The sequence below is a fragment of the Burkholderiaceae bacterium DAT-1 genome (genome assembly GCA_019084025.1).
Lineage (GTDB): Bacteria > Pseudomonadota > Gammaproteobacteria > Burkholderiales > Chitinimonadaceae > DAT-1.
The window spans coordinates 422,266-444,657 of record JAHRBI010000005.1 but is presented as its reverse complement, the minus strand read 5'-3'; the positions used below and the strand labels follow the sequence as shown (position 1 = coordinate 444,657).

20 protein-coding genes are annotated in these 22,392 nt (G+C 53.8%); 16 read left to right on the top strand and 4 right to left on the bottom strand.

The genetic code is table 11. The features are described from left to right. Positions 1–116 precede the first annotated feature (116 nt). The 3 genes from argC to KSF73_12965 are packed head-to-tail and all read left to right on the top strand — an operon-like array spanning position 117 to position 2,329. Positions 117–1,145, top strand: a complete 1,029-nt coding sequence (gene argC / locus KSF73_12975) for an N-acetyl-gamma-glutamyl-phosphate reductase (GenBank protein MBV1776623.1) — start codon at positions 117–119, stop codon at positions 1,143–1,145. 12 nt (positions 1,146–1,157) lie between these two features. Continuing rightward, on the top strand, positions 1,158–1,877 hold the full coding sequence (locus KSF73_12970; GenBank protein MBV1776622.1) for a hypothetical protein: 720 nt from the start codon (positions 1,158–1,160) through the stop codon (positions 1,875–1,877). Further along, on the top strand, positions 1,877–2,329 hold the full coding sequence (locus KSF73_12965) for a polymer-forming cytoskeletal protein (protein MBV1776621.1): 453 nt from the start codon (positions 1,877–1,879) through the stop codon (positions 2,327–2,329). Before KSF73_12970 ends, KSF73_12965 begins: the two co-directional genes overlap by 1 nt. An 86-nt stretch (positions 2,330–2,415) precedes the next feature. Here the strand turns inward: KSF73_12965 and KSF73_12960 are convergent, their stop codons facing one another. The 3 genes from KSF73_12960 to KSF73_12950 form a co-directional block, all read right to left on the bottom strand. Then, on the bottom strand, positions 2,416–2,880 hold the full coding sequence (locus KSF73_12960) for a hypothetical protein (protein MBV1776620.1): 465 nt from the start codon (positions 2,878–2,880) through the stop codon (positions 2,416–2,418). 93 nt (positions 2,881–2,973) lie between these two features. After that, a complete protein-coding gene (locus KSF73_12955; protein ID MBV1776619.1) occupies positions 2,974–3,741 on the bottom strand; it encodes an alpha/beta hydrolase in 768 nt (255 codons plus the stop codon). Positions 3,742–3,760: 19 nt separating this feature from the next. Then, positions 3,761–4,810 carry a DUF2817 domain-containing protein gene (locus KSF73_12950; protein ID MBV1776618.1) on the bottom strand — a complete coding sequence of 350 codons (1,050 nt, stop codon included), beginning with the start codon at positions 4,808–4,810 and terminating at the stop codon, positions 3,761–3,763. 142 nt (positions 4,811–4,952) lie between these two features. On the opposite strand from KSF73_12950, the gene KSF73_12945 reads away from it, so the two are divergent. From KSF73_12945 to KSF73_12885, 13 genes are all read left to right on the top strand, one after another. Next, a complete protein-coding gene (locus KSF73_12945) occupies positions 4,953–6,425 on the top strand; it encodes an inorganic phosphate transporter (GenBank protein MBV1776617.1) in 1,473 nt (490 codons plus the stop codon). A gap of 219 nt (positions 6,426–6,644) precedes the next feature. After that, positions 6,645–8,264: a methyl-accepting chemotaxis protein gene (locus KSF73_12940; GenBank protein MBV1776616.1), complete on the top strand. Its 1,620-nt coding sequence runs from the start codon at positions 6,645–6,647 to the stop codon at positions 8,262–8,264. Positions 8,265–8,339: 75 nt separating this feature from the next. Beyond that, positions 8,340–9,014 (top strand): TetR family transcriptional regulator, encoded by a 675-nt coding sequence (locus tag KSF73_12935; GenBank protein MBV1776615.1) that lies wholly within the window; start codon positions 8,340–8,342, stop codon positions 9,012–9,014. 350 nt (positions 9,015–9,364) lie between these two features. Continuing rightward, entirely contained in the window at positions 9,365–9,952 is a 588-nt protein-coding gene (locus KSF73_12930) for a hypothetical protein (GenBank protein MBV1776614.1), read from the top strand. Positions 9,953–10,077: 125 nt separating this feature from the next. Further along, positions 10,078–11,556, top strand: a complete 1,479-nt coding sequence (locus tag KSF73_12925; GenBank protein MBV1776613.1) for an O-antigen ligase family protein — start codon at positions 10,078–10,080, stop codon at positions 11,554–11,556. 33 nt (positions 11,557–11,589) lie between these two features. Next, positions 11,590–13,542, top strand: coding sequence for an EAL domain-containing protein (locus tag KSF73_12920; GenBank protein MBV1776612.1), 1,953 nt, complete (start codon positions 11,590–11,592; stop codon positions 13,540–13,542). A 323-nt stretch (positions 13,543–13,865) separates the two neighbouring features. Then, positions 13,866–15,158: an outer membrane beta-barrel protein gene (locus KSF73_12915; protein ID MBV1776611.1), complete on the top strand. Its 1,293-nt coding sequence runs from the start codon at positions 13,866–13,868 to the stop codon at positions 15,156–15,158. Positions 15,159–15,289: 131 nt separating this feature from the next. After that, on the top strand, positions 15,290–15,910 hold the full coding sequence (locus KSF73_12910) for a polysaccharide export protein (protein MBV1776610.1): 621 nt from the start codon (positions 15,290–15,292) through the stop codon (positions 15,908–15,910). Between the two features lie 51 nt (positions 15,911–15,961). Beyond that, entirely contained in the window at positions 15,962–18,199 is a 2,238-nt protein-coding gene (locus tag KSF73_12905) for a polysaccharide biosynthesis tyrosine autokinase (protein MBV1776609.1), read from the top strand. Positions 18,200–18,286: 87 nt separating this feature from the next. Then, positions 18,287–18,955, top strand: a complete 669-nt coding sequence (locus KSF73_12900; GenBank protein MBV1776608.1) for a hypothetical protein — start codon at positions 18,287–18,289, stop codon at positions 18,953–18,955. Beyond that, positions 18,952–19,581: a hypothetical protein gene (locus tag KSF73_12895; protein ID MBV1776607.1), complete on the top strand. Its 630-nt coding sequence runs from the start codon at positions 18,952–18,954 to the stop codon at positions 19,579–19,581. The genes KSF73_12900 and KSF73_12895 overlap by 4 nt, the downstream gene beginning before the upstream one ends. 108 nt (positions 19,582–19,689) lie before the next feature. Continuing rightward, on the top strand, positions 19,690–20,331 hold the full coding sequence (locus tag KSF73_12890; GenBank protein ID MBV1776606.1) for a transglutaminase-like cysteine peptidase: 642 nt from the start codon (positions 19,690–19,692) through the stop codon (positions 20,329–20,331). 31 nt (positions 20,332–20,362) lie between these two features. Then, complete coding sequence (locus KSF73_12885; protein MBV1776605.1) at positions 20,363–21,001, top strand: phosphatase PAP2 family protein; 639 nt, start codon at positions 20,363–20,365, stop codon at positions 20,999–21,001. A gap of 20 nt (positions 21,002–21,021) precedes the next feature. Here KSF73_12885 and KSF73_12880 read toward each other — a convergent pair whose 3' ends face one another. Then, entirely contained in the window at positions 21,022–22,380 is a 1,359-nt protein-coding gene (locus KSF73_12880; GenBank protein MBV1776604.1) for a phosphomannomutase CpsG, read from the bottom strand. Positions 22,381–22,392: the final 12 nt, after the last annotated feature.

Sequence of the window (22,392 nt, the reverse complement as noted above, 5' to 3'; positions counted from 1 at the left end):
ACAACTCCCATCTAGACTGCAATTATTCGAGCATGCTGGCGTATCAGCGTATGCGACAGGCGGTCACATTCCTGTATGATCGCGGCTTTGTTGCACAAGGTTCTGGAGTGAATGGCATGATCAAGGTGGGTATTGTTGGCGGAACGGGTTATACCGGTGTTGAGTTGATGCGTCTGTTGGCGCGCCATCCCGGCGTCGAGTTGCATGCCATTACATCTCGCAAAGAGGCAGGCATGCCCGTTTCGGACATGTTCCCGAGCCTCCGTGGTCTGGTTAACCTCAAGTTCAGCGAGCCACAGGAAGCTGCGCTCGATACGTGCGATGTGGTCTTCTTTGCCACGCCCAACGGCATCGCCATGAATGAAGCAGAAAACCTGCTTGCAGCTGGCGTGCGCGTCATTGATCTGGCGGCCGATTTCCGCATCAAGGATGTAGCCGAATGGGAAAAATGGTACGGACTCACACATGCATCCCCCCGATTGATTGCTGAAGCTGTCTACGGCTTGCCCGAAGTCAATCGCGAGCAGATCCGCAATGCGCGTCTGATTGCCAATCCTGGCTGCTATCCAACGGCTGTTCAATTGGGCTTCTTACCCTTGATTGAAGCAGGCGTCATCGATCGTGCCACCCTGATCGCAGATTGTAAGTCCGGCGTATCCGGCGCTGGCCGCAAGGCTGAAGTGCATACGCTGTTTCCGGAAGCGGGCGATAACTTCAAGGCATACGGCGTCTCAGGTCACCGCCACTTGCCCGAGATCCGTCAGGGTCTGGCGCGTGTGGCGGGTGAGCAGATCGGTCTGACATTCGTACCGCATCTGACGCCTTTGATTCGTGGTATCCATGCGACTCTCTATGGCCGCCTGAACAAGGATGTCGATCTGCAGGCGCTGTTTGAGCAGCGCTACCAAAACGAACACTTCGTCGATGTCCTGCCTGCCGGCGCACATCCCGAAACCCGCTCTGTTCGCGGCGCCAATGTATGCCGCATAGCAGTCCATCGCCCGCAGGGTGGGGATACGGTCGTTGTCCTGTCGGTGATCGATAATCTGGTCAAGGGTGCTGCTGGTCAGGCGGTGCAAAACATGAATCTGATGTTCGGTCTGCCTGAAGCGCAGGGTCTGGATATCGTGCCGCTGCTACCCTGATGGAGTGACTGCATGCTGCGAAATGCGCGCAGGCGTTGGAAAATCATGGCCGATGCCGACATCGCAGTCCGTCGGCGCTTGCCCTGGCAGCTTAAGCTTCTGTTTCTGCTACTAGGGGGGGGCGTGCTTGCAATCGGCGGGTGGCTCAGCTTTGAGGCTGGTTATGATGCTGGCCGTAACGCAGAGAAAATCCTGCTCCCCAAAGAGGCGCAGCGTTTCGCACAGAAGCAGACCGATCTGATTGCGGATATGACGCAAAAGATTCAGACCATGTCTCAGGAAATGCGCGTGGAGGTCACCACGCACCAGTCGCTAGCAAAGGAAATTCAGCAGCTACATAACGAAAACCGTGGCTTGCGTGATCAGGTGGCGTTCTATGAGTCCCTGCTGACGCGCGGCAGTGGTAGCGTGGGTCTGACCGTGGAAACATTCAAGGCAGAGGCACAAGGCAATGGGCGATATTTGCTGGGTATGGTGATGGTGCAGGGTCAGGCCAAGTCCGATGTCTTCAAGGGTGAGGTAGACTTTGTGCTGACCTATGAATTGAAGGGCCAGTTGGCTAAGCTGACCAAGCCAGTTCCGCGTTTACCTATTTCGGTGGTTCGTTTCCATCGCGTTGAATCCATGGTTGAGGTGCCCGAGGGTGCCCGCTTGAAACAGGTAGAAGTACGAGTATTCGGGGCTGGAGACGGCCGGGCAAAATTGTCGCGACTCTTTGAAGTAAAGGGGTAATCGTGTTCGGGAACAAGAAGCAGAAAGCAACTACGCGGATCGATAGCCTGATTGGTCTTGAGACGCGCATCAACGGGTCAATTACCTTTGCAGGCGGCTTGCGCATTGATGGCGAAGTCTGTGGTGATGTGATTGGCGAAGAAGGTAAGGCCACAACGCTGGTCGTGAGCGAAAAGGCTAGAATCACCGGTGCGATTCGTGTTGGCCATATGATGCTCAATGGCACGGTGGAGGGGCCGATTCATGCCTCGCATTTCCTTGAGTTGCAGTCGAAGTGCAAGGTAAAGGGCGACGTGCATTATTCAACACTGGAAATGCACCCCGGTGCCGTTGTTTCCGGACAGCTTATTCACGCGGGTACACCCGGTAGTGCGCCTGTTGCCTCCGGTACGGTGTCCGCAAAGAAATCTGCAAAGGAAGCCGCTCCGCAGATTGATAAGGTCGAAAGCTGATTGTTACTGACCAGCCGCCAGATAGCACAAAAGGCCCGATTCTTCGGGCCTTTTCATTGAGTAGTGCAGATGCGTGCAGGGATGGATCAGGATGCCGAAACCGATGGTTTACGCACGATCCGGTAGATAACGTACCCGGCGATTGCAATCGGTACAAGGATGGGTGACAGCACTGCGAGTACAGAGAACACCGCTGCCAGAAGTGCGCCCGCCACGATCAGCGCTGCAAACACACCCGCTCCGACAGCACAGATGATCGCAAATGCGACAGCGAGCACGACAATCAAAATACCACCTGCGAGCGCGGCCATGCCGATGCCAAATCCTGCCAGACCAATGGCGGGTTCGCCATCAATGACGACCAATCCCTCATGGACGCAGATACCAGTGGCCAGTGCCAGCAACAAGGTTAAGACTACCAATATCCAGCCGGTTATTTTCAACCAGCGGCGCTTGGGGGCAACTGAAATACGGGTTTCGGGCTTGTCAGTCGCAGTGACAGTGGCGACCGGGGTCTCTGCACTTTCAACTTTGTTTTCGATGCTATCCATGATGTCGCTCCTTGTTGCGTTTTGATGATTGAAGCTTATTGCGGCAAAGGAAGAGGGTCTCCCGAATTGCGACAAACTGCATAGAACGCGGAATCAACTGCAAGGAGGGTTGATACAGGAGGCAGGCAAGATAGATTGCAGTGTCTGGATTAGCCATGCCGGATCATCAGCCGGAAGGTCATGGCCTGCTGTTGGGTGTAAATGGACGGGTAAGTGCCAGGCAGAGCTCATACGAAACGTACAGCGGGGATGAACGAGCTGATCACCGGCACTGGTTATGCAGTGAAGTACGCTCGGAACAGCAGGGGCCTGTGGCTTAAATCGAGCAGCAGCGAATAATTGCCGGACTGCATTGAGCTGGCTAACAGGATGTTGCCGAGCAATATTGCACCATCTGTCGATGAGTGCGCTGGATGCCTGTTTGCAGGTGCGTCTAAAAATCCACTGCTCACGGGCCGCAACATCCATCAAACCCAGACAGATGCACAGCAAGCCTGGATAGTTTCCGGGGCGCAGTCGATCCCAGAAGGGATTCAGTGTTCGGGCGCTGCTGTTGATTAATACGCTTTTGCCAATCTCGTCAGGGAAGCAATGCACCCACTCCATTGCAATCATCCCGCCCATGGATAGCGCGATCAGATGAAATGGTGCAGCCATGCCGGCATTGAGCAGATTGGCTCTAACATCCAGCATCATATTGTGGATGGTTGATGGACTACGTTCGAGGTGGCGGCTGCCATTACCTGCAATATCGGGCGTGACAACATGGCATGCAGGGAACGCTGCTTGCAGCTGCGCGGGAAATGTTCCCCAGTGCCCCTGTTCACGCACAAGCCCTCTTAGCAAAACTAGGGTGGCCATCTTGTGGATCCCGGTGTGTTCATCGGCTGATATCCTGTTCTGCCAATGTTGCAAGATGAGGAAACCATTGCTGGGTTGCCGCTTGCTCTAGCGCCCGACGCAGCGTTGCATCGGGTTGCCATAGTGTCCAGGCGGAAGTGGCGCGAACCAGAAAATCGAACCAAAGCAGATGGCCGCGCAACACTCGTTGCTCCCGATGTGGCACCAGTGGATTGAACATCCCGGACAGGGTCAGCAATTGCTTAGGATTCTTTTTGACCCATAGCCAGGAGCCAAGCTCCAGTGTCAGGGGAAGCAATGTTGTATGGGGCTGCGCTTGTGCTTCGAGACTCAGGTAGTCCCATAAATCGCCATGCGTCAGGTATTGCTGGCATTGCGGCTCGAAAATATAGGGATGATGCGGGTAAGAGTCCTCAAATAAGGATTTGAGTGCATGCAGTTCGGCAATGCGCGGGTGCGGACGTCGGCTGTGTGCCCACGGAAACCAGATGCGGTCGCGCAGGCCAAATCCCGAGTGACAGTCGAGTGCAAGGCTAAATGGCCGGACGAGCAACTCACGTCGCACAACGCGGGCAAGCGCCTGACTTTCAATTTCCATGTCGGCTCCTGCCAGGCCGCGAAACCAGGGGAGGTGGTGGCTAATGCGCTGACCACCTACCAGCAAAGGGACGGTTTCTGATGCTTCAACCGGAGCGTTGCGCATCAAATCTACCCCGTTGGGATTGGCGCGGGTTCGTGCATGCATGCCACCCGGATTGATCAGTGGCATGAATACAAGGCGCACATGTTCCAGCTGCGCGGCAAGGGATGTATCCCAGCGTAGCCGGATCGTCAGGTTGTGCATGAAGGCCAGCAGAATACGGGTGCCAATTCCTTCAAGTCCGTGAATCCCGCCAAAAAATCCGACAGCAGGCGCAGCCGGATCTTGGCTGCCCAGCGTGGCAACGTAAATGGGGAAACGATGCTGGTGGCAGGGCACGATGCATTCTATGCTGCTTCTGAAGAGATGTTTGCCCTGCTCCAGAATGCGTTCAAGTTCGTTTAGCTCGTGCAGCACGGATTTAACCATGGATAGACATCCTGAAATGGCTCTCTTAAGCATAGTGCGGCCTGTTTGCGATGCAGCAACTAACGCTCCAAAAATGGTGCTGTAAACAAACGGTAAAAACTGGGATAATTACGCCTTTCGCGTAGAAAGAATGTAGAACACCATGTTTGACATGTTGACCGGTCTCGATGTCATGGCTGCGACAAGCTTATTCGTCGCGCTTGCGTTCGTGCTGGCTTTTGAATTTATTAACGGATTCCACGACACCGCTAATGCGGTTGCGACCGTTATCTATACCAATGCAATGACACCCAACAAGGCTGTGGCATTGTCTGGTTTCTGTAATTTCCTGGGTGTGATGACCGGTGGTGTAGGTGTGGCATATGCCATCGTCCACTTACTGCCTGTTGAAATGTTGCTGAATGTGAATGCCAGTCACGGACTAGTGATGGTGTTTTCACTGCTGGCAGCTGCAATTATCTGGAATCTCGGCACCTGGTTTTTCGGTATTCCGGCGTCCAGTTCGCACACACTGATCGGTTCCATGTTGGGTGTTGGTCTGGCCAATGCGCTCATGAATGGTATTCCGGTGGCCTCGGGCGTTAACTGGGGGAAGGCTTACGATATTGGCTTGTCACTGGTGATCTCGCCAATGGCGGGCTTTCTGGCGGCTTTCCTGGGATTGGTGATGATCCGTCGCTTCTGGCCGCTGTCAAAGATCAACAAGACGCCCGAAGAGCGACGCGCAGTGGACGGCAAAAAGCACCCGCCATTCTGGACTCGCCTGACGCTGGTGCTGTCTTCCATGCTGGTGAGCTTTTTCCATGGCTCCAATGACGGTCAGAAAGGCATTGGCCTGCTGATGCTGGTGCTGATTGGTCTGGCTCCCGGCAATTTCGTCACAAATCTTGATAGCACGCCGTACCAGATTGAACATACACGTGATGCAGTTGTTCATCTGCAGCAGTTTTATCAGCGCAATCATGCGCTGGTGGGCAACTATCTGGCACTGGGTAAGCTGGATGGCAACGGTCGTGTTTCCACACTGAAGTGCGAGCCGGAGCAAACAGAAGTCACCCTGAACAGTGTGCACGCTGCACTGGAAGGCGTGAACGACTATCACCAGCTGTCTGCTGAGATGCGTACTCGTGTGCGTCACGATTTGCTGTGTCTGGACGATGTAGCTAAAAAAGTGAGCAAAAAGATCGCCCTGCCAGCACGTGACAAGGCTGATCTGGAAGTACTGCGCAAAGATCTCACCGCAACCATCGAATATGCACCAGTGTGGGCGATTGTCGCAGTTGCACTCGCGCTGGGTATCGGTACCATGGTTGGCTGGAAGCGCGTGGTATTAACCGTCGGCGAAAAAATCGGCCGTGGTGGTATGACTTACGGTCAAGGTATGGTTGCACAGATTGTGGCGGCCTGCGGTATCGGCGTGTCCACTGGCATGGGCGTACCCGTTTCCACCACGCATATTCTGTCGTCGGCAGTGGCTGGGGGGATGGTTGGACATGGTGTGGGTATCCACCGTGGCACCATCAAAAACATCCTGATCGCCTGGGTGCTGACGCTTCCTGCAGCGATTCTGCTCTCTGCCGGTCTGTTCTGGCTGGCAACCAAGCTGTTCGGTTGATAGCCATCATGCGTCCGGGACGGGGTATGCCTGCTACGTGTGTTGTGTAACAGAGCGCCGGCAATCCCGCCATCTCGCAAAGGGCACCTTAAACGGGTGCCCTTTTTGCTGGGCGCAAGAAGTGTAAACATCGGCATTCCTGCTTGAATTGCATGACAGGCGTTCTACCCTGAGTGTTGAGGACTTACTCCAAAACATGTACGTCGGGTGGAATGCGCAATGGTGAAGACACTTGCACAACGGTTGTTGCTGCTGATCGCAGTTGCGATTGGTGGGTCATTATTTGCTGCGCTGGGCGGGATGTATACCACCCACAAAACAACACTGGCGGCAGCAGATCTGCATCACACCATAATTCCGTCGATTGAAGCAATCGATCTGGCGCATTCACGATTTTTGCGAGTCCGCACCTCTACCATGACAGCCTTGCTTGTCGCCGGGGAGTCCGAGCGAAGAGAAGCACGGGAACGTGCGACGGCCTTCCGGCAGGAAGTGACGGACGCTCTGAATCGCTACGAAAAGGAATTACTGGATTCGGACGAGGACTTAAAGTTTCTGAATGAGGATCGTAAAGCTTTATCTGCCTATATGAGCAGTTTGGATAAGCTCTGGGCAAAGTACGATGCGTCTGGCCCGGATGAGGCCAAACTTACATTGCCTGAGTTGCATGCTTTGGCGCAGGAAGTACAAACAGCTTTCGAGAAACATATCGAGTACAACCACAAGTCCGAGGCCGTGTCGGTTGCGGAAATGGAAAGCATCGAGTCAAAAGGCCGCAACTTCCAGATTGTATTAAGTCTGTGTGCCATGGCTGTGCTGCTTTGGACTGCACGCATCGCCTGGTCGCGTATCGTCGATGAAACCCGTCGCGCAAGTACGGAAATCAGTCGGGTGACACGCGAGCGCGATTTCACCCATACCATCCAGGTGACAGGGGATGATGAAATCGCCGCCATGCTCAAGGCGTTTAATGCGCTTGTTGCTGAGTTGCAGGACAGCTTTAAAGCGATGCATGGTCAGGCTAGGGAATTGCAGTCGCATGCTCAGGCGCTCTCGCAAACGGCCAATGAGCTTGCAAGTAGTGCGGGATCGCAGAGTCAGGCTTCTTCTGCCATGGCGTCCACTGTTGAGGAGATGACCACCAGCGTGTCGCACGTGGCGGATCAGACATCGGATGCAAGCCAGTTGACACAGGATGCGCAGCTTGCTGCTCAGGAAGGGCTGGCAGCCATTAATGGAAGTGTCTCAACCGTTGAGGATGTGGCGCGGATTGTGGAGGAAACAGCTGCAATGATGCGCACGCTCGATGAAAACGGGCACCAGATTGGTGTGGTGGTAGGCGTGATCAAGGATGTGGCAGATCAGACCAATTTACTGGCATTGAATGCGGCCATCGAGGCTGCCCGAGCAGGCGAGCAAGGTCGAGGATTCGCGGTGGTGGCGGATGAGGTGAGGAAGCTCGCGGAGCGTACGTCATCATCTACAGGCGAAATCTCGCGCATGGTCAGCATGATCCAGCAAGGTGCTGCGGCGGTATCACAGAGAATGGTGGGGGCAGTCGATTCCGTGCGAAGCGGCGTCGAGAAGGGGGGCGAATCGCGAGACCTGGTGGCCAGAATTGCCGATAGCACGCGTAGCAGCACCGCAATCGCCAATGATATTGCCAGTGCCATGAAAGAGCAGCGAATTGCCAGCGAACAGATTGCCAAGCGGGTTGAGCAAGTGGCGCAAATGGCCGAGGTGAATAATCATGTCGCAACCCAGACACATGACCTCGCCATGAAATTGAATGAAGCATCGCTGGCTATGAGCAAGATGCTGGAAGTGTATCGTGTATAAAGCAGGAGAAGGTGCTGCAATGCAGCACCTTTGCATTCCGTAGTATGATGGGCCTGACGGAAACTGGATGATCGAATGGCCCGGAAAAATGCGATTCGCGCACTCGCGCAAGAAGACAAAGACGCCCGCAGAATAGTTATTCTGGATGCCGCACGTACCTGTTTCCAGCAAGATATGCGGCAGTTACCCTCCGTCGCCACGATTGCAGATGCGTCCAGTCTGGCAAAGGGCACTGTCTATCTGTACTTTAAAACCAAAGAATCCATCTTTGCCGCTCTGTTAGCCGCAGAGTTTGCTGCTCTGTTCGGTCTGATTCGGGATATTCTGGTCATACCGGGCACCCGTGAAGCCATCGTTGGGCGATTTCTGACAGGTATGCTTGCCTATCTGGATGAGCACCCGGAGTTTCTGCATCTGGATGCCATGAGTTACAGCGTGCTGGAACGCAATCTGGATGAAACCACACTCAGGCAGTTTAAGCTGGATCTGGTGCGCGGCTTGGAGGCTTGCGGTCGGCAACTGGAATTGGCACTGCAGTTTGAGCAGGGGAGGGGGGTGCCGTTGCTAACGCGCACCTACGCCCTGGCTCGCGGCATCTGGCAGTCCCTTGACTACCCACCTGGCTTGGGACGCATTATTGCCGAACCTGATTTTGCATCCATTCGTCCCGATTTTCGGAGTGAGCTCGTTGCGGCGCTCAATGAATACTGGACAGGGGTCCTGGTTTTGTCGGACGAACATCATGTGTAAATGTGCAATGATGTCCGACGGACGGAGTGCAGCGAAGTGATGTAAAAAAATGATAAGTGCATGGACTGGCGTACAATCTTGAACCGCAAGGTAAGATACTGTTGTAAAGTTGCATTTTGATAGATTTTTACACTCAGAAGGAGACTATAAATATCAGAATATTCATGTACTTGTATGCATAGTTTACTTGACCACCTGTTGGTTTTTCCGTATCGTTCCGTTCAACCGCCAAGAGCCGGCGATATGGAACGGCTCGGATACACGCACCAGTTATGTCAGTACGGATTTATGTAGTGTCAGACCTGGTGGCATGTCGATTTTGATTTAAATTGAGGGCCTTCCCTATGAAGATGAACAAGACTCTAGCGGCACTGCTGGCCGTTGCGTTGTTTGGCGCAATCGCTCAAGCCGAATTTACACCTGGCATGACCGCTGCTGCGATCCAAGCCGAAGTGGATCAGCAACTGCAAAATGGCAAGTCGGCTGAAGCCGTTCTGGCTGCTGCACAATCTGCCGGTGTGGATCTGCAAGCAACCGCTAGCTCGCTGAAGACCAGCGGCCGTGTGGCTGATTCCACACTGGTTGCCGCCATTGCCCGCGTCGTGACCGACCCGGCCAAGGCTGCTGTGGTTGCTTTTGTTGCTGGCGTTCCGCAAGCAACAATCACACAGGCGATTCCGAATGCAGGCGCAGCCATCAGCACTTTCGTGGCTCAGCAAGCGCAGCAAACCCAGCAGGGTCAGAACGGTCAAAGTGGTCAGAACGGTCAGCAAACCGCTCAAACTAATGACCCGACCCAGCAAAATGGCAATAACGGCCAGTCTACTGGTGCCGGTAACGGCCCGACTGGTGCCGGCAACGGTACTGGTGTGACCCCGCCTGTAGTGACCCCGCCAACTGGCGGCGGCGGCGGCGGCAAGTCGACTTCTCCGAGCTAATTCGGAGTAATCCCAAAGGCGGCCTCGGCCGCCTTTGTCATTTCTGCGTTGCAGATGTGCAGCGTAATGAGTGGGTATAGATATAATAACAATGGCGTTAGTTCATTGATGTGGATGATATAGATATGCGATCTTTTTCGAGGGACGGAGAGCGTTCACAGCTTAAGGATTGGCCGGTTCTGGCAGCCTTGCTGTTTCTGCTGTGCTGGGTGCCGTTACCGCTGGCGAGCAATCGCTGGTGGGCACATGGGTTGTTGCTGGGCTGGGTGATGCTGGCCTGGGTGCTGGTGGCTGTTTGCTGGCGTGAACATAGCGCCTTGCTGTTTCAGCGTCTCGGGCAGTTCAAGTTACCGTTAATGCTGGTGTGGGGCTTATGCGCACTGGCGTATCTGCAAAGCTTATCTCTACCTATTTCATTTGTTGCCATGCTTTCGCCGCAGGCAGCCGCAGACTGGCGGGCAGTCATGCCGGGTACGCTCACGGCGTCCTTTTCGATTGATCCGGGTCAGACGCGTATCGCGGCTACCCTTGCCTTTGCGTACGCGTCTTGCGCTACATTTGCCGTATTGAGTATCCGCGATTCAACACGTCTAAAAATTCTGGCGTATACCCTGCTGGGTTCTGGCCTGTTTCAGGCAATGGTGGGCTTGATATTGTTTTCTACCCATGCACATTATTTATTCCTGACAACCGCAGTAAATCATGACTACCTGCTCGGTACTTTTGTTTACAAAAATAATGCGGCGGGCTATTTCGAGCTCTGCCTGGCTGTAGGTATTGGCCTGATGATGGGGCAATTGGAGTCCTCCTCAAATGCAACGCGCAAGCGTGCGGTGGTGAAAGCACTTCAGTTTGTACTGAGCAAAAAAATGCAAATGCGTTTGATGCTGGTGATTCTGGTGATCGCGCTGGTGCTGACTCGATCGCGCATGGGCAATGCGGGCTTTTTTGCGGCAATGATTGTGGCGGGCGGTATCTGGATGTTTGCTGCCAAGCGATCGGCGCGCACCATGGCAATTTTGCTGGTCAGCCTGGTTGTGGTGGATGTGGTGATTATTGGCAAGTGGGTTGGGCTCGATAAAGTGGCCGAACGGCTGGATGAGACCCGCATGACGCTGGAAGAGGCAAATGAAGATCGAAAGATTAAGGCGCCAAGCGAGCAATCCATGGAGGAGCGTTTATTGCCCGCCAGATCTACCGCAGCAGCCCTGTCCGACTATCCTGTCACCGGCAGTGGCGGTGGTACCTTCTTTACCGTCTTCCCTCGCTACAGCCCTGCAGGACTGTCAGGCTATTGGGATCATGCACATAACGACTACCTTGAATTGCTTGGCGAATACGGGGTGGTCGGGATATCGATGTTTGCTGTTCTGGCAATCAGCAGCGCAGGCATGGCAATCCGCGTGATGCGCAGGCGGTATCGTTCTGTTGTTCGCGGTGTGGGATTGGGTGTGCTGATGGCGATACTAGCCTATATCTTCCATAGCCTTGTCGATTTCAATCTGCAGATTCCAGCGACGGCGATGACTGCGACGGTGCTAGTGATGATGGCGTGGATTGCCGACCGGGTCGGAATGGATGAATCTGGCAGGCGCAGGGGCTGAGGCCCGTTAAGGCATTTTGAGGAGACCTGACTCATGCTCAGAACATTGCGCGGGCAACTGTTCCTTGGTGTGGTATCCATATTCGTAGTCATCTACCTGGGGCTCTTCTGGGTCAATATGCAATCGACCCGCGCCTATGTGGAGTCTCAGCTCGCCTCCCATGCCCAGGATGCGGCAACGTCCCTCACCTTTCCGCTTAGTCGTGCGTTAGGTGAAAAGGATGTGGTGCTGGCGGACACCTATGTGTCTGCGATGTTTGATCGCGGGTATTTTTCCTCCATTACGGTGTTTGACCCGAATGGCAAAGTGCTGCTCACCCGGTCACTGCCGGCCGCGCAGCCCGGTGTGCCGGACTGGTTTGTGCGTATGGTGAAAATTCAGACAGCGCCGGGCGGCTCACTGTTGTCATCAGGTTGGCGTCAGCTTGGTCGTGTAGTGGTGGTGAGCCAGCCTTCGCTGGCGTATCAGGAATTATGGCAGTCGAGTACCAAGGCTGGTTTGTGGCTGATTTCGGTCTTATGCGTATCGATTCTGCTGGCACGATTGCTACTGGGAAAAATCCTGTCACCCTTGTATGCGATTGAAGCAGCGGCGGAAGCAGTTTCTTCCCGTCGGTTTGATGCGATCCTGCTTGCGCCAGCCACGCGCGAATTATCACGTGTAGTGGTGGCAATGAATGCCATGATAGGCAAGATTCGTGGCTATCTGGATCAGGAAATCGGGAAAGCCGAGCAATACCGGCAGGAGGCTTACCATGATGCAGTTACCTCGCTGGATAATCGTCGTAGTCTGGATTTGCGATTTGCAGAGCTTCTGGCGGACGATGGTAGCTTCCTATCAGGAGCACTCGTTGCGATCCATTTGGATGATCTCAAAGACTATAACCTGAAGGCGGGCTATCAGGGCGGGGATGCGCTGCTGAGCGCGCTGGCGGAAGTGTTGCGCACTATTATGGGAGACCGTGCGCGCATCATGGCGCGTATGAATGGCGGGACACTCGCCGCACTTGTGCTGGATGTGCCGGAAATTGAGCTAGAACATTCGGTTAGATTGCTGCAGCACGCTGTCAAAGATGTATTGCAACAAAAGGATTATATGCAGGCACATGCAATCGGCGTGGCCGCATTCTCGGCAGGGGAGTCGCGAGGGGCGATTATGGCCCGCCTCGATATGGCGCTTGCTGCTGTACAGCACTTCCATGGTGATTCGGTGCAGTTTAGACGAGCAGCAGATGGTGCGGGTCTTGAAACGGGGTCTACGGCATGGAAGCTTCTCCTGCAGGACGCACTGGATAATAAGGGATGGGTACTTTTTCGCCAGCCTGTCCGGTCGGTTGGGGGTGAGGGGGTAATTCATTACGAAGTCTTTGCGCGGATGGTGGGGCATGGAGAAGATTTGATTTCTGCCGGGCAATTTCTGCCTATGGCTCGTCGACATGGCGTGCTGGTTGAGGTTGAGCATGCCCTGCTGGAAATCATTCAGCGACGCCTGCAGTCACGGGATGAGGATGTTGCGATCGCTATTAATATTTCGCTCGACGGACTACTGGCAGATGCAGAGGGTAGGGGGCGTCTGGAAAAATTGATTGATAGCCTGCCTGCAACACGCAGACGTCGGCTGGCGCTGGAATTGTCCGAGTTTCAGATGGTTAGAATGCGCAGCGATGATATTCGATTTATTCGGGCGATGCGCGAGCAAGGATGTCAGCTGGGTATTGATCAATTTGGCTACGATGCAAATGCCCTTTCGGCAATTCGCGATCTGGTGCCGGATTATATTAAGTTGGATGGTGGATTGATTAGAGAAGTCGCCGCCACAAGTAGTAATCGCGAATATATCGATGCACTGGCAAAATTATGTGGTTCGCTGGGCGTGCAATTTATTGCGCAGGGGATTGAAACGGAGGCCATGGTTGCACTGGTTGGCGACCTTGGCGCAAACGGAGTGCAGGGTTACTGGGTAGGCAAACCGGCAGCCTGGCTGTAAGCGTTTTCCTGGATTCTGTTAAGAAATGTTTCGGTGGCAAGTGCGCATTGTACTTGCCATCGTCATTTTTAATTTTGTCCGCTCAAATAGTCTAAAATTCACAGAATTTTTCTGTTGCATTGCAACGGCTTAACAAAAGTCTGCTAATATCCTGCACTGTTTGACTGGCGAGTTAGTGCCGCAAGGTATAAATCAATACCCGCAGTTAAGAAGATATTAAGATTTTACTAATATTCCGACCGCATAAATGCTCTCGTCATGTGGTGCATTTAATCTGTGTAGGCTCGGTGAATGAATTGCAAACTTTGTAGAGGGTTCAACAAATGGACGTGAAAAACTTGAATATGCGTACATCTTGCGTGGCTGTTCTGGCAGCTTTCGCATCTGTGGTGGCATTTGCTGATAACGCCGAGCAGCAGCCTGGCCAGGCAGCAGCCAAGGGTAAGGCTTCCTATGAGCGCAATGCAGCAGCACGTGCGCCTGAGTTCGAAACCACAGGCCAGCAGTCGGCCGCGGCTTTTGCTGCCGGCCCGGTGTTTATCACCCCTAGCCTGACGCTGCAGGCAGGCCACAACGACAACCTGACAGGTGCAGTTGCTGGCGCCGAAGTGTCAACCAATGTGCTGAGCGTAGCGCCTGCTGCCACTGCTGATCTGACTGTCGATGGTGACCGTTACTCCCTGCAGTACAGCGGTTCCTTTGTTAAGTACGCCAGCAGCTCTGCTGACAACTTCAACATGAACAACCTGCTGCTGCAGGCACAAAATGTATTCTCGTCCCGTTTGAGCTCGACATCTACTGCCGGCGTGCTGTACACAGTCGATCCGCGCGGTTCCAATCAGTCAGGCCCGACCACCGAGCCAAATCGCTACCGTCAAGGCAGCCTGTCTGCTGACGTAGTCTACGGTGCAGAAGGTGCAGATGGTCGTCTGCAATTTTCTGCCAACACCGTCAACAAGCGCTATCTGAACAATCGCACTGTGACAGAAGTTCAAGATCGCGACGCCACCACCATTGATGGTAAGTTCTTCTACCGTGTTGCCCCCAAGACGCAAGCGTTTGTGGAGCTGGGTCGCACCAATTTCCGCTATCGTCAAAGTGCCGTTACGCAAGATACGCATGAAGACAAGGCCATGGTGGGTGTAACCTGGGAGGCGACCGCTTCGACTGCCGGTACGTTCAAAATTGGTTCGGCAAACAAGAAGTTCGAATCGGGCAAGGCATCCGGCCGTGAAGATTTTAGCGGCGTGAGCTGGGAAGGTGCGGTTCGCTGGACGCCCCTGTCGTACACCACTGTTGACGTCAATACCGCACGCGCAACCGCCGACTCCACCGGTGTGGGTGATTACCTGGTGAACAAGTCGCTGGGTGCAACCTGGACGCATAGCTGGAACACCTTTGTGAGCAGCCGTGTTGGCGCAAACCGTACCAACACCGAGTTTGTGCGCGGTGGTCGTGAAGATACCGTCAAACAAACAGTGCTGGGCGTGGACTACAAGATCCAGCGCTGGCTGAAGGCTGGTGTGGATTACACCCATGAAAAGCGTGATTCCAGCGATGTGAATTCGCCGTACACCAAGAACGTGTTTATGGTTAGCCTGACAGGTACCCTGTAATCAGGTAAGGTGTAATATGCAGAGGGCCAGCCAGCGGTTGGCTCTCTGTCATTTGGTCGGATCACATTCAATTGTCACATATTTAGTGACATACTTACCTGTTAGTACACAATCTCATGGACAAGGGTGGTATGAAGTCTGGCATCTTTAAGTTTCTCCTGACCGGTGCATGTGCACTTGTTCTGTCTATTTCTACACTGGCTGCAGATTCTGCGCGTGCAAGTGGCGATGGCAAGCGCGACGGTAATGTTGCGGTATCTGATCGATCTGGTGGTAGTCAAGCGGGTTTGTCGAATTACAAACTGGGCTCGGGCGATGTCGTCACCATTCGTGTGTTTGGCGAAGACGAGTTGAGCCGTGAGCGTATACGCCTGACCGATGCGGGTACGGTACCCTATCCGGTGCTGGGTGAAGTGCGAGTCAAGGGCATGACAGTGGGTGACCTCGAGCGCATGATTACCGATGGCCTGCGCGGAAAGTATCTGAAAAACCCCCGTGTAGCCGTTCTGATTGACGAATATCGTCCTTTTTATATTAATGGCATGGTGGCATCGCCTGGTGGATACCAGTGGCAGCCGGGCTTGACTGTTCTTAAAGCGGCAGCACTGGCTGGTGGCTTCAAGGAACGTGCCGATAAAGATAAAATTTTCGTGATCCGCGCAGAGGATCCGCAAGGTCAGGCCGCGTTGGTTAAAACTGGCGATATGGTTCAGCCAGGTGACATCCTGACTGTTAAAGAAAGCTTTTTCTAAGCGCTTTTCTTCAGCTATTTATTAAATAGTCGATAATTTATGAGTTCACATATGTCATCTCACACTCACAATCCGAGTGCAGCCGCCTCGGGTCGCCATATCGAATTTGCAGAACACAGTGAAGCTAGCGCCGAGCTGCTGGAATACTGGCGTAGCATTACCAAGCGCAAGTGGCCCATTCTGGGCTTTACATTGGCCGCTGCTGTGGTCGCCACAGCCATCAGCTTTGCGCTGACACCGGTGTATAAGTCCACCAATACCATGCTGATTGAGTCAACCAAAGCCAAGGTGCTGTCGGTTGAAGAGGTGTATTCGGGTATCTCCGCCAATCGCGAATACTTCGAAACACAAAAAGAAATCATCTCTTCCAAAGAAGTAGCGGTGAAAACCATCAAGGCGCTGCAATTGTGGAATTATGCCGAGTTCGATCCGCGTAAAAAGAAGGGCTTGATCGACTCAATACTGGGTGGAGATGTGGACGGTGCTCAAGCTTGGACAGAAGACCGCCTAGCAAACGCAGTATATGGTAAGTTTGCGAAAAGCTTGACCATCGAGCTGGTGCGTTTGAGCCAACTGGTGAAGATCAGTTTTGAATCCAGCGATCCGCAGCTAGCAGCACTGGTGGCCAACAAAGTTGGCGAAGTGTATGTCGATAGTGATCGCGAAGCCCGTTTTGGCATGACGCAGGGCGCCAACCAGTGGTTGAATGGTCGTCTGGAATCGCTGCGCGCCAAACTGGATACCTCCGAAAAAGCGTTGCAGGCTTTCCGTGAAAAAGAAGGCATTATTGCGCTGAAATCAGATGCACAAGGCGGTGCCAGCAACCAGATTGCCGACGTCACCAGCATGCTGGTGAGCGCCCGTATGCGCCGCGCGGAGGCAGAAAACGCCTATAAGCAGGTAAAGTCGGTTCGCAATGGTGACTATCGCTCTGTCCCGTCGGTGGTGAATAATTCGCTGGTCATGGATGCGTTGCGTTCGGAAAGTGAAGCAGAACGCGCGGTCTCCGATTTGTCGCAACGCTATGGCCCGGAACATCCCAAAATGGTGCAGGCCGAAGCGCAGTTGAAGAGTGCCCGCGAAATCACCCAGCGTCAGATCCAGACCGTGGTATCCAGCCTGACCCAGGCATACGAAGTAGCAGCTGGTACCGAGCGTAGCCTGGAGCAAAGTCTGAATCAGGCACGTGGTTCGGTGGTAGACCTGAACCGCAAGGAAGTCCAGTTGGGTGCACTGGAGCGCGAAGTCAATGCCAATCGCCAGCTGTTTGATATGTTTATGAACCGCGCCAAGCAAACCGGCGCATCTGATGATCTGCAAAGCGCTGTAGCGCGTTCGGTTGATCCTGCGCGCATTCAGGGCACTCCGATCAAACCACAAAAGCCGCAGATAGTGGCGATTGCGGCCTTGCTTGCTTTACTTCTGGGGGCATCTGTATCGCTGTTGCTTGATCGACTGGATAACCGCCTGAATTCGACTGACGAAGTTGAACGTAAACTCAAGTTCCCGCTGCTGACTGGTGTGCCGCTGTTTGCCAAGTCTACCCGTCAGGAGTCGGCCTACCTAGTGGAAAAGGAACCCAAGTCAATATACTCGGAAGCGGTGTTTACTGCACGTACCGGTATTTTGTTGTCATCTATTGATTTGTCGCATCGCACTATTTTGGTGACATCCAGCGTGCCGGCCGAAGGTAAAACCACCTTCTCGCTGAATCTGGCGCTGGCCATGTCGCATACCCGCAAGACCTTGCTGATTGATGCAGACATGCGTCGTCCGACTGTTGCCAAGTCGATGGAACTGGATATGCTCAGGCCCGGCTTGTCGCAGCTGGTGGCCGGTACAGCCAAGCTGGACGAATGTATTCAGGTGACGGGCGAATCTGGCCTGCACGTGATTGCCGCAGGTGCCATTCCGCCGAATCCGCTGGAAATTTTGCTGTCCAACCGTTTCAAGGAAATGCTGTCCGGATTGAGCGAGCAATACGATATGATTCTCATCGATTCGCCGCCGGTTGATCTGGTGAGTGATTCGCTGGTCATCGCGCCGCTGTGTTCCAATACCATTTTCGTCACCAAGTCTGATGCAACGCCGTACCAGCTGGCGCGCAAGAGCTTGCTGCGCCTGAATGCTGCCGGTGCCAATATTCTGGGTGTGGCGCTTAGCCATCTGGATTTTGAGCGTGCCGAGCGTTATTACGGCCAGACCAGTACCTATGGTTCTTATGGCGCTGGTTATTATGGTGCGGCATACGGTGGCCGGACATATGGTGCGGATACCAAAACAAGCTAATGTGCGGACAACGTTGATTGGTCAGTGTCCAAGATGATTGATTTGCATTGTCACTTGCTCCCGGGGGTCGATGATGGCCCCCGCGACATGAAAGAGGCTGTCGCGCTGTGCAAGGCGTCCTATGTGGATGGCGTTCGCATGGCGGTGGCTACATCGCACGTTTATCCCGCACGCTGGGATAATCGTGCGCCTTCCTTGCGGCCTGTTTTTGAACAATTGAAGCAGGCCATTGGGGAGGCCGGTATTCCGCTCGAGTTACGTATGGGCGGAGAAGTCCGCTTTGGCGATGATATTTTGCCGTTGCTCGATAAAGAGGAGATTCCATTCCTGGGCCATGACGGAAAATATCATGTTATGTTGCTGGAGTTTCCTGATGCGGGTATTCCGGTCGGGAGCGACGCCCTAGTTCGCCATCTGCTGGGCCGTGGCATCCGGCCACTGATTGCCCATCCCGAACGCAACGAGGCCGTCAAGGCCAAACCTGAGCGTCTCTATCCTTTTCTGGATATTGGCTGCTGGGTGCAGCTGACTGCCGGGTCGGTACTGGGACAGTTTGGCAAAACAGCCAAGTCAGTGGCGTTCAAGTTAATGGAAATGGATGCCGTTAACGTGCTGGCCAGTGATTGTCACAATCTTGAATATCGACCCCCCAATATGGGCGAGGCGTGCAAAGTCATCGTCAAGCAGTTTGGTGCCGACTATTGCGATGTGCTGGTCAACAGAAACCCTGCACGTATTGCCGGAATAGCCGCATGAAACGGCTATTCAGATTGAGTACTGCCGTATGGTTTGTGCTCCTGCTCGCTATTCTCCTGCTATTTGTGTATCCGACACTCCGGCGTGGCTGGTACGATCTGACCACGCTGAAACACAGGCAGTATATTGAGTTCTGGATGACCCATCCGGCAGCCAGCATCAATCCGGAAGCCTGGGAGTCCGCGCGGATCGATTTAAGTGCCGCGTCGGAGGCCTGCCCGGAAGTTGCACAATTTAAGATAGATTTGGCACAGTTGTCCTACACGCAAGCGATGCGAGTATGGGCGATTCCGGTGTTGCGTGATGCATACCTGCGGAATGCACTGCCCGAGGTGCGCAAGGCCATGCAGCAGCGCGTGGTGGCAGGTAATATTGCTGCGATGCTTGTACAGATCAAAGCGTACACCGGCGTGGTCGATGAGGAGTTTGCGCGTGCGCTGGATCGGGCTCTGCGTAATTCCCCCAATGATCCTTCCGTGATTGCTTCCTTGCTGGATTCACTCTGGCAGACCTACCCCTTGCTCAAGCCCGCGCAGCGCAAGATACTGAATGAATTGCGCGAGCGCATGCTGATGATCGATCCCGTTCGGCTGGGGCAAATTGCAGCCAGCCATCCTACCTACTAATCTGCACTATATTTCAACGGTATCCGTTGCAAAGGGTGTGCAGTGCAGATGGCTCAGCATGTTCACATATGGCGCAGTGTGCGCCTTGCAGCACTATGCACCGTCAGTATGCTCAGCGCTGTAGCGAGTCTGACAGATTTTTCGTCCGGCCAGCTGAGTATGGCTAGCCGACGCTGGGGGCCAGCCGCCGTGCGGCGCCTATATGCCTGGCAGGAAATGGATCGCGATCTGCGCAAACAGTATCCCGACCTCGCTGCAACACTGGCGGGAGCTCAGGGAACACGCGCTGAAGATCAGGTATTAAAGTCTATCAATACGTTTATGGCGCGTATTCCTTACTACACCGACTGGAATCACTGGGGTGTTGAAGACTATTGGTCTACGCCATTCGAATTTGTGGGTTCCAATGGCGGCGATTGTGAAGATTATGTGATTGCCAAGTATTTTTCGCTGAAAGAAGTGGGTATGCCGGTCGGGCGGATGCGGCTGGCCAATGTGCGTGCACTGCGCTTTAACGAGCGCCATATGGTGCTTGCATATTACTCAACGCCAGATGCCGATCCGCTCATTCTCGATAATCTGACAGGCGAAGACATTCGCCCTGCCTCGCAGCGTAATGATCTTGAAGTGGTATACATGTTTAATGACGACGATTTCTGGGATCAGAGAGGCCAGCAAAAAGGCGTTGCCAAGCAAATTCGCCTTTGGCAGGATCTGCAGCGCCGCATAGACGCCGAGAGCAAACTCTAGTTATTTAAATTTTTAGCTAATTCGGGATATTGTGACGTTTGATGATTGGTACCGCATCACCCTTGCCGGTGATGCATTTTTAGTGCTGACGATGGCGCTGATCACTCAGGGCTATCTGTTTTTTACGGGCCCCGCAAAGCTGGCACGGCTGGCACTATTCGAGTTTTGGCTGGCGGCCAGCCTGGTGGTTGCCAGTAAATTTGCCTACTGGGCATGGGGTTTTGGGCTGACGGTGATTGATTTCAAGGGGCTCAGCGGGCATTCAATGCTATCTGCTGCAGTCTACCCCATGCTGCTATGCGTGCTGACGCGAGACTTGGGTGCCCACAGGCCGACGATCTGGATAGGATGGTTAGGTGGTTGGACGGTTGCGCTGTGCATCGGTTATTCACGCTTGTGCACATACGTTCATTCGCCTTCTGAAGTCGTTTTGGGATTGCTGGTGGGAACTATATTTAGCTTGGTGTTCTGTATACGATTGCTTGGTGCAAACGAGAGATTGGGACAATTTCGCCCTGCGATGATAGCCTGGTTGGTAGCATTGAGCGTCGCGACCAGTCAGCTATATGGAAAAGTGGCACCTTTTAACGATGCGATTATAGAGCATGCTTCAAAATATGCCGCCCAATCCTGTGTAAACAGAGCTGGGCGACGCGAATGTCAATGGTAAGCGAATGCCACCTGTAATCATTACAGCAGGGCAAGAATCTCGGCTGTTTTTGCCTGCATCAGCGCGGGATTGGCGCGGGATTCGACATTCAAGCGAATCACCGGCTCTGTATTGCTACTGCGCAGATTAAAGCGCCAGTCTGCAAACGACATGCTCAGTCCATCTACTGTTTCAATAGATAAAGCCTCAGCTTCGTAGGTGTCTCGTACCGCTTGCAAGGACGCCGCTGCGTTGGCTACTTTCCGGTTGATTTCGCCAGACGATGGATAGGCAGCAATGCGCTCTGCTACCATGGAAGACAAGGATTGCTGACCGCGGCTCATCAGCTCAATCACCAGTAGCCAGGGAATCATGCCGCTATCGCAGTAGGCAAAGTCGCGGAAGTAGTGGTGAGCGCTCATTTCGCCACCGTAGATGGCATTTTCGAGGCGCATCCGTTCCTTGATAAAGGCATGGCCCGTCTTGCTTTGTACGGGGATACCCTGCGCCGCCTCTACCACATCAATGGTGTTCCAGGTGAGGCGCGGATCGTGAATGATCTTGCTGCCCGGTTGCTTTTGCAGGAAGGCTTCGGCCAGCAGACCGACAATATAGTAACCCTCGATAAACTCGCCACGCTCATCAAACAGGAAGCAACGGTCAAAATCGCCATCCCACGCAATGCCGAGGTGCGCACTATGGGCTATGACCGCATTGCTAGTATCCGCGCGGCATTCGGGGAGAAGAGGGTTAGGAATCCCATTGGGGAAGGTACCATCCGCTTCGTGATGTACCTTGATAAATTCTACAGGAACCGCCGCCTGCTTAAAGCGAGCTTCCAGTGCATCAATCACATGACCTGCTGCGCCATTGCCTGCATTGACAACCAGTTTCAAGGGTTGCAAAGCCTTGAGGTCGACATAGGTAAGCAGGTGATCAATATAGGCATCTAGGATAGACTGCTGGGTCAGGGTGCCTTGATGGGTGGGTGCCGCAAATTGATTGGCCTCAGCCAGCCGTTGAATGTCACGTAATCCGGAGTCGCCCGATACCGGGATCGCTCCACCACGAACCAGCTTCATGCCGTTGTAGTCCATGGGATTGTGGCTGGCGGTGACCTCAATTGCGCCATCAACATCGAGGTGAAAGGCTGCAAAGTAGATTTCTTCGGTGCCAGTCATGCCGATGTCGATCACATCCGCGCCTGAATCCATCAAGCCACGAGCCAGCGACAGCTTCAGAGATTCACTGGTTAAGCGGACATCGCCACCCACCGCGACTTTTTTGGGCTTGAACCATTCACCATACGCCCGACCAATGCGATAGGCGATATCATCATTTAACTCGTCGCCAAGCTGGCCACGGATATCATAGGCTTTGAAACAGGATAAAGTTGTCATCGTAGGATTTCG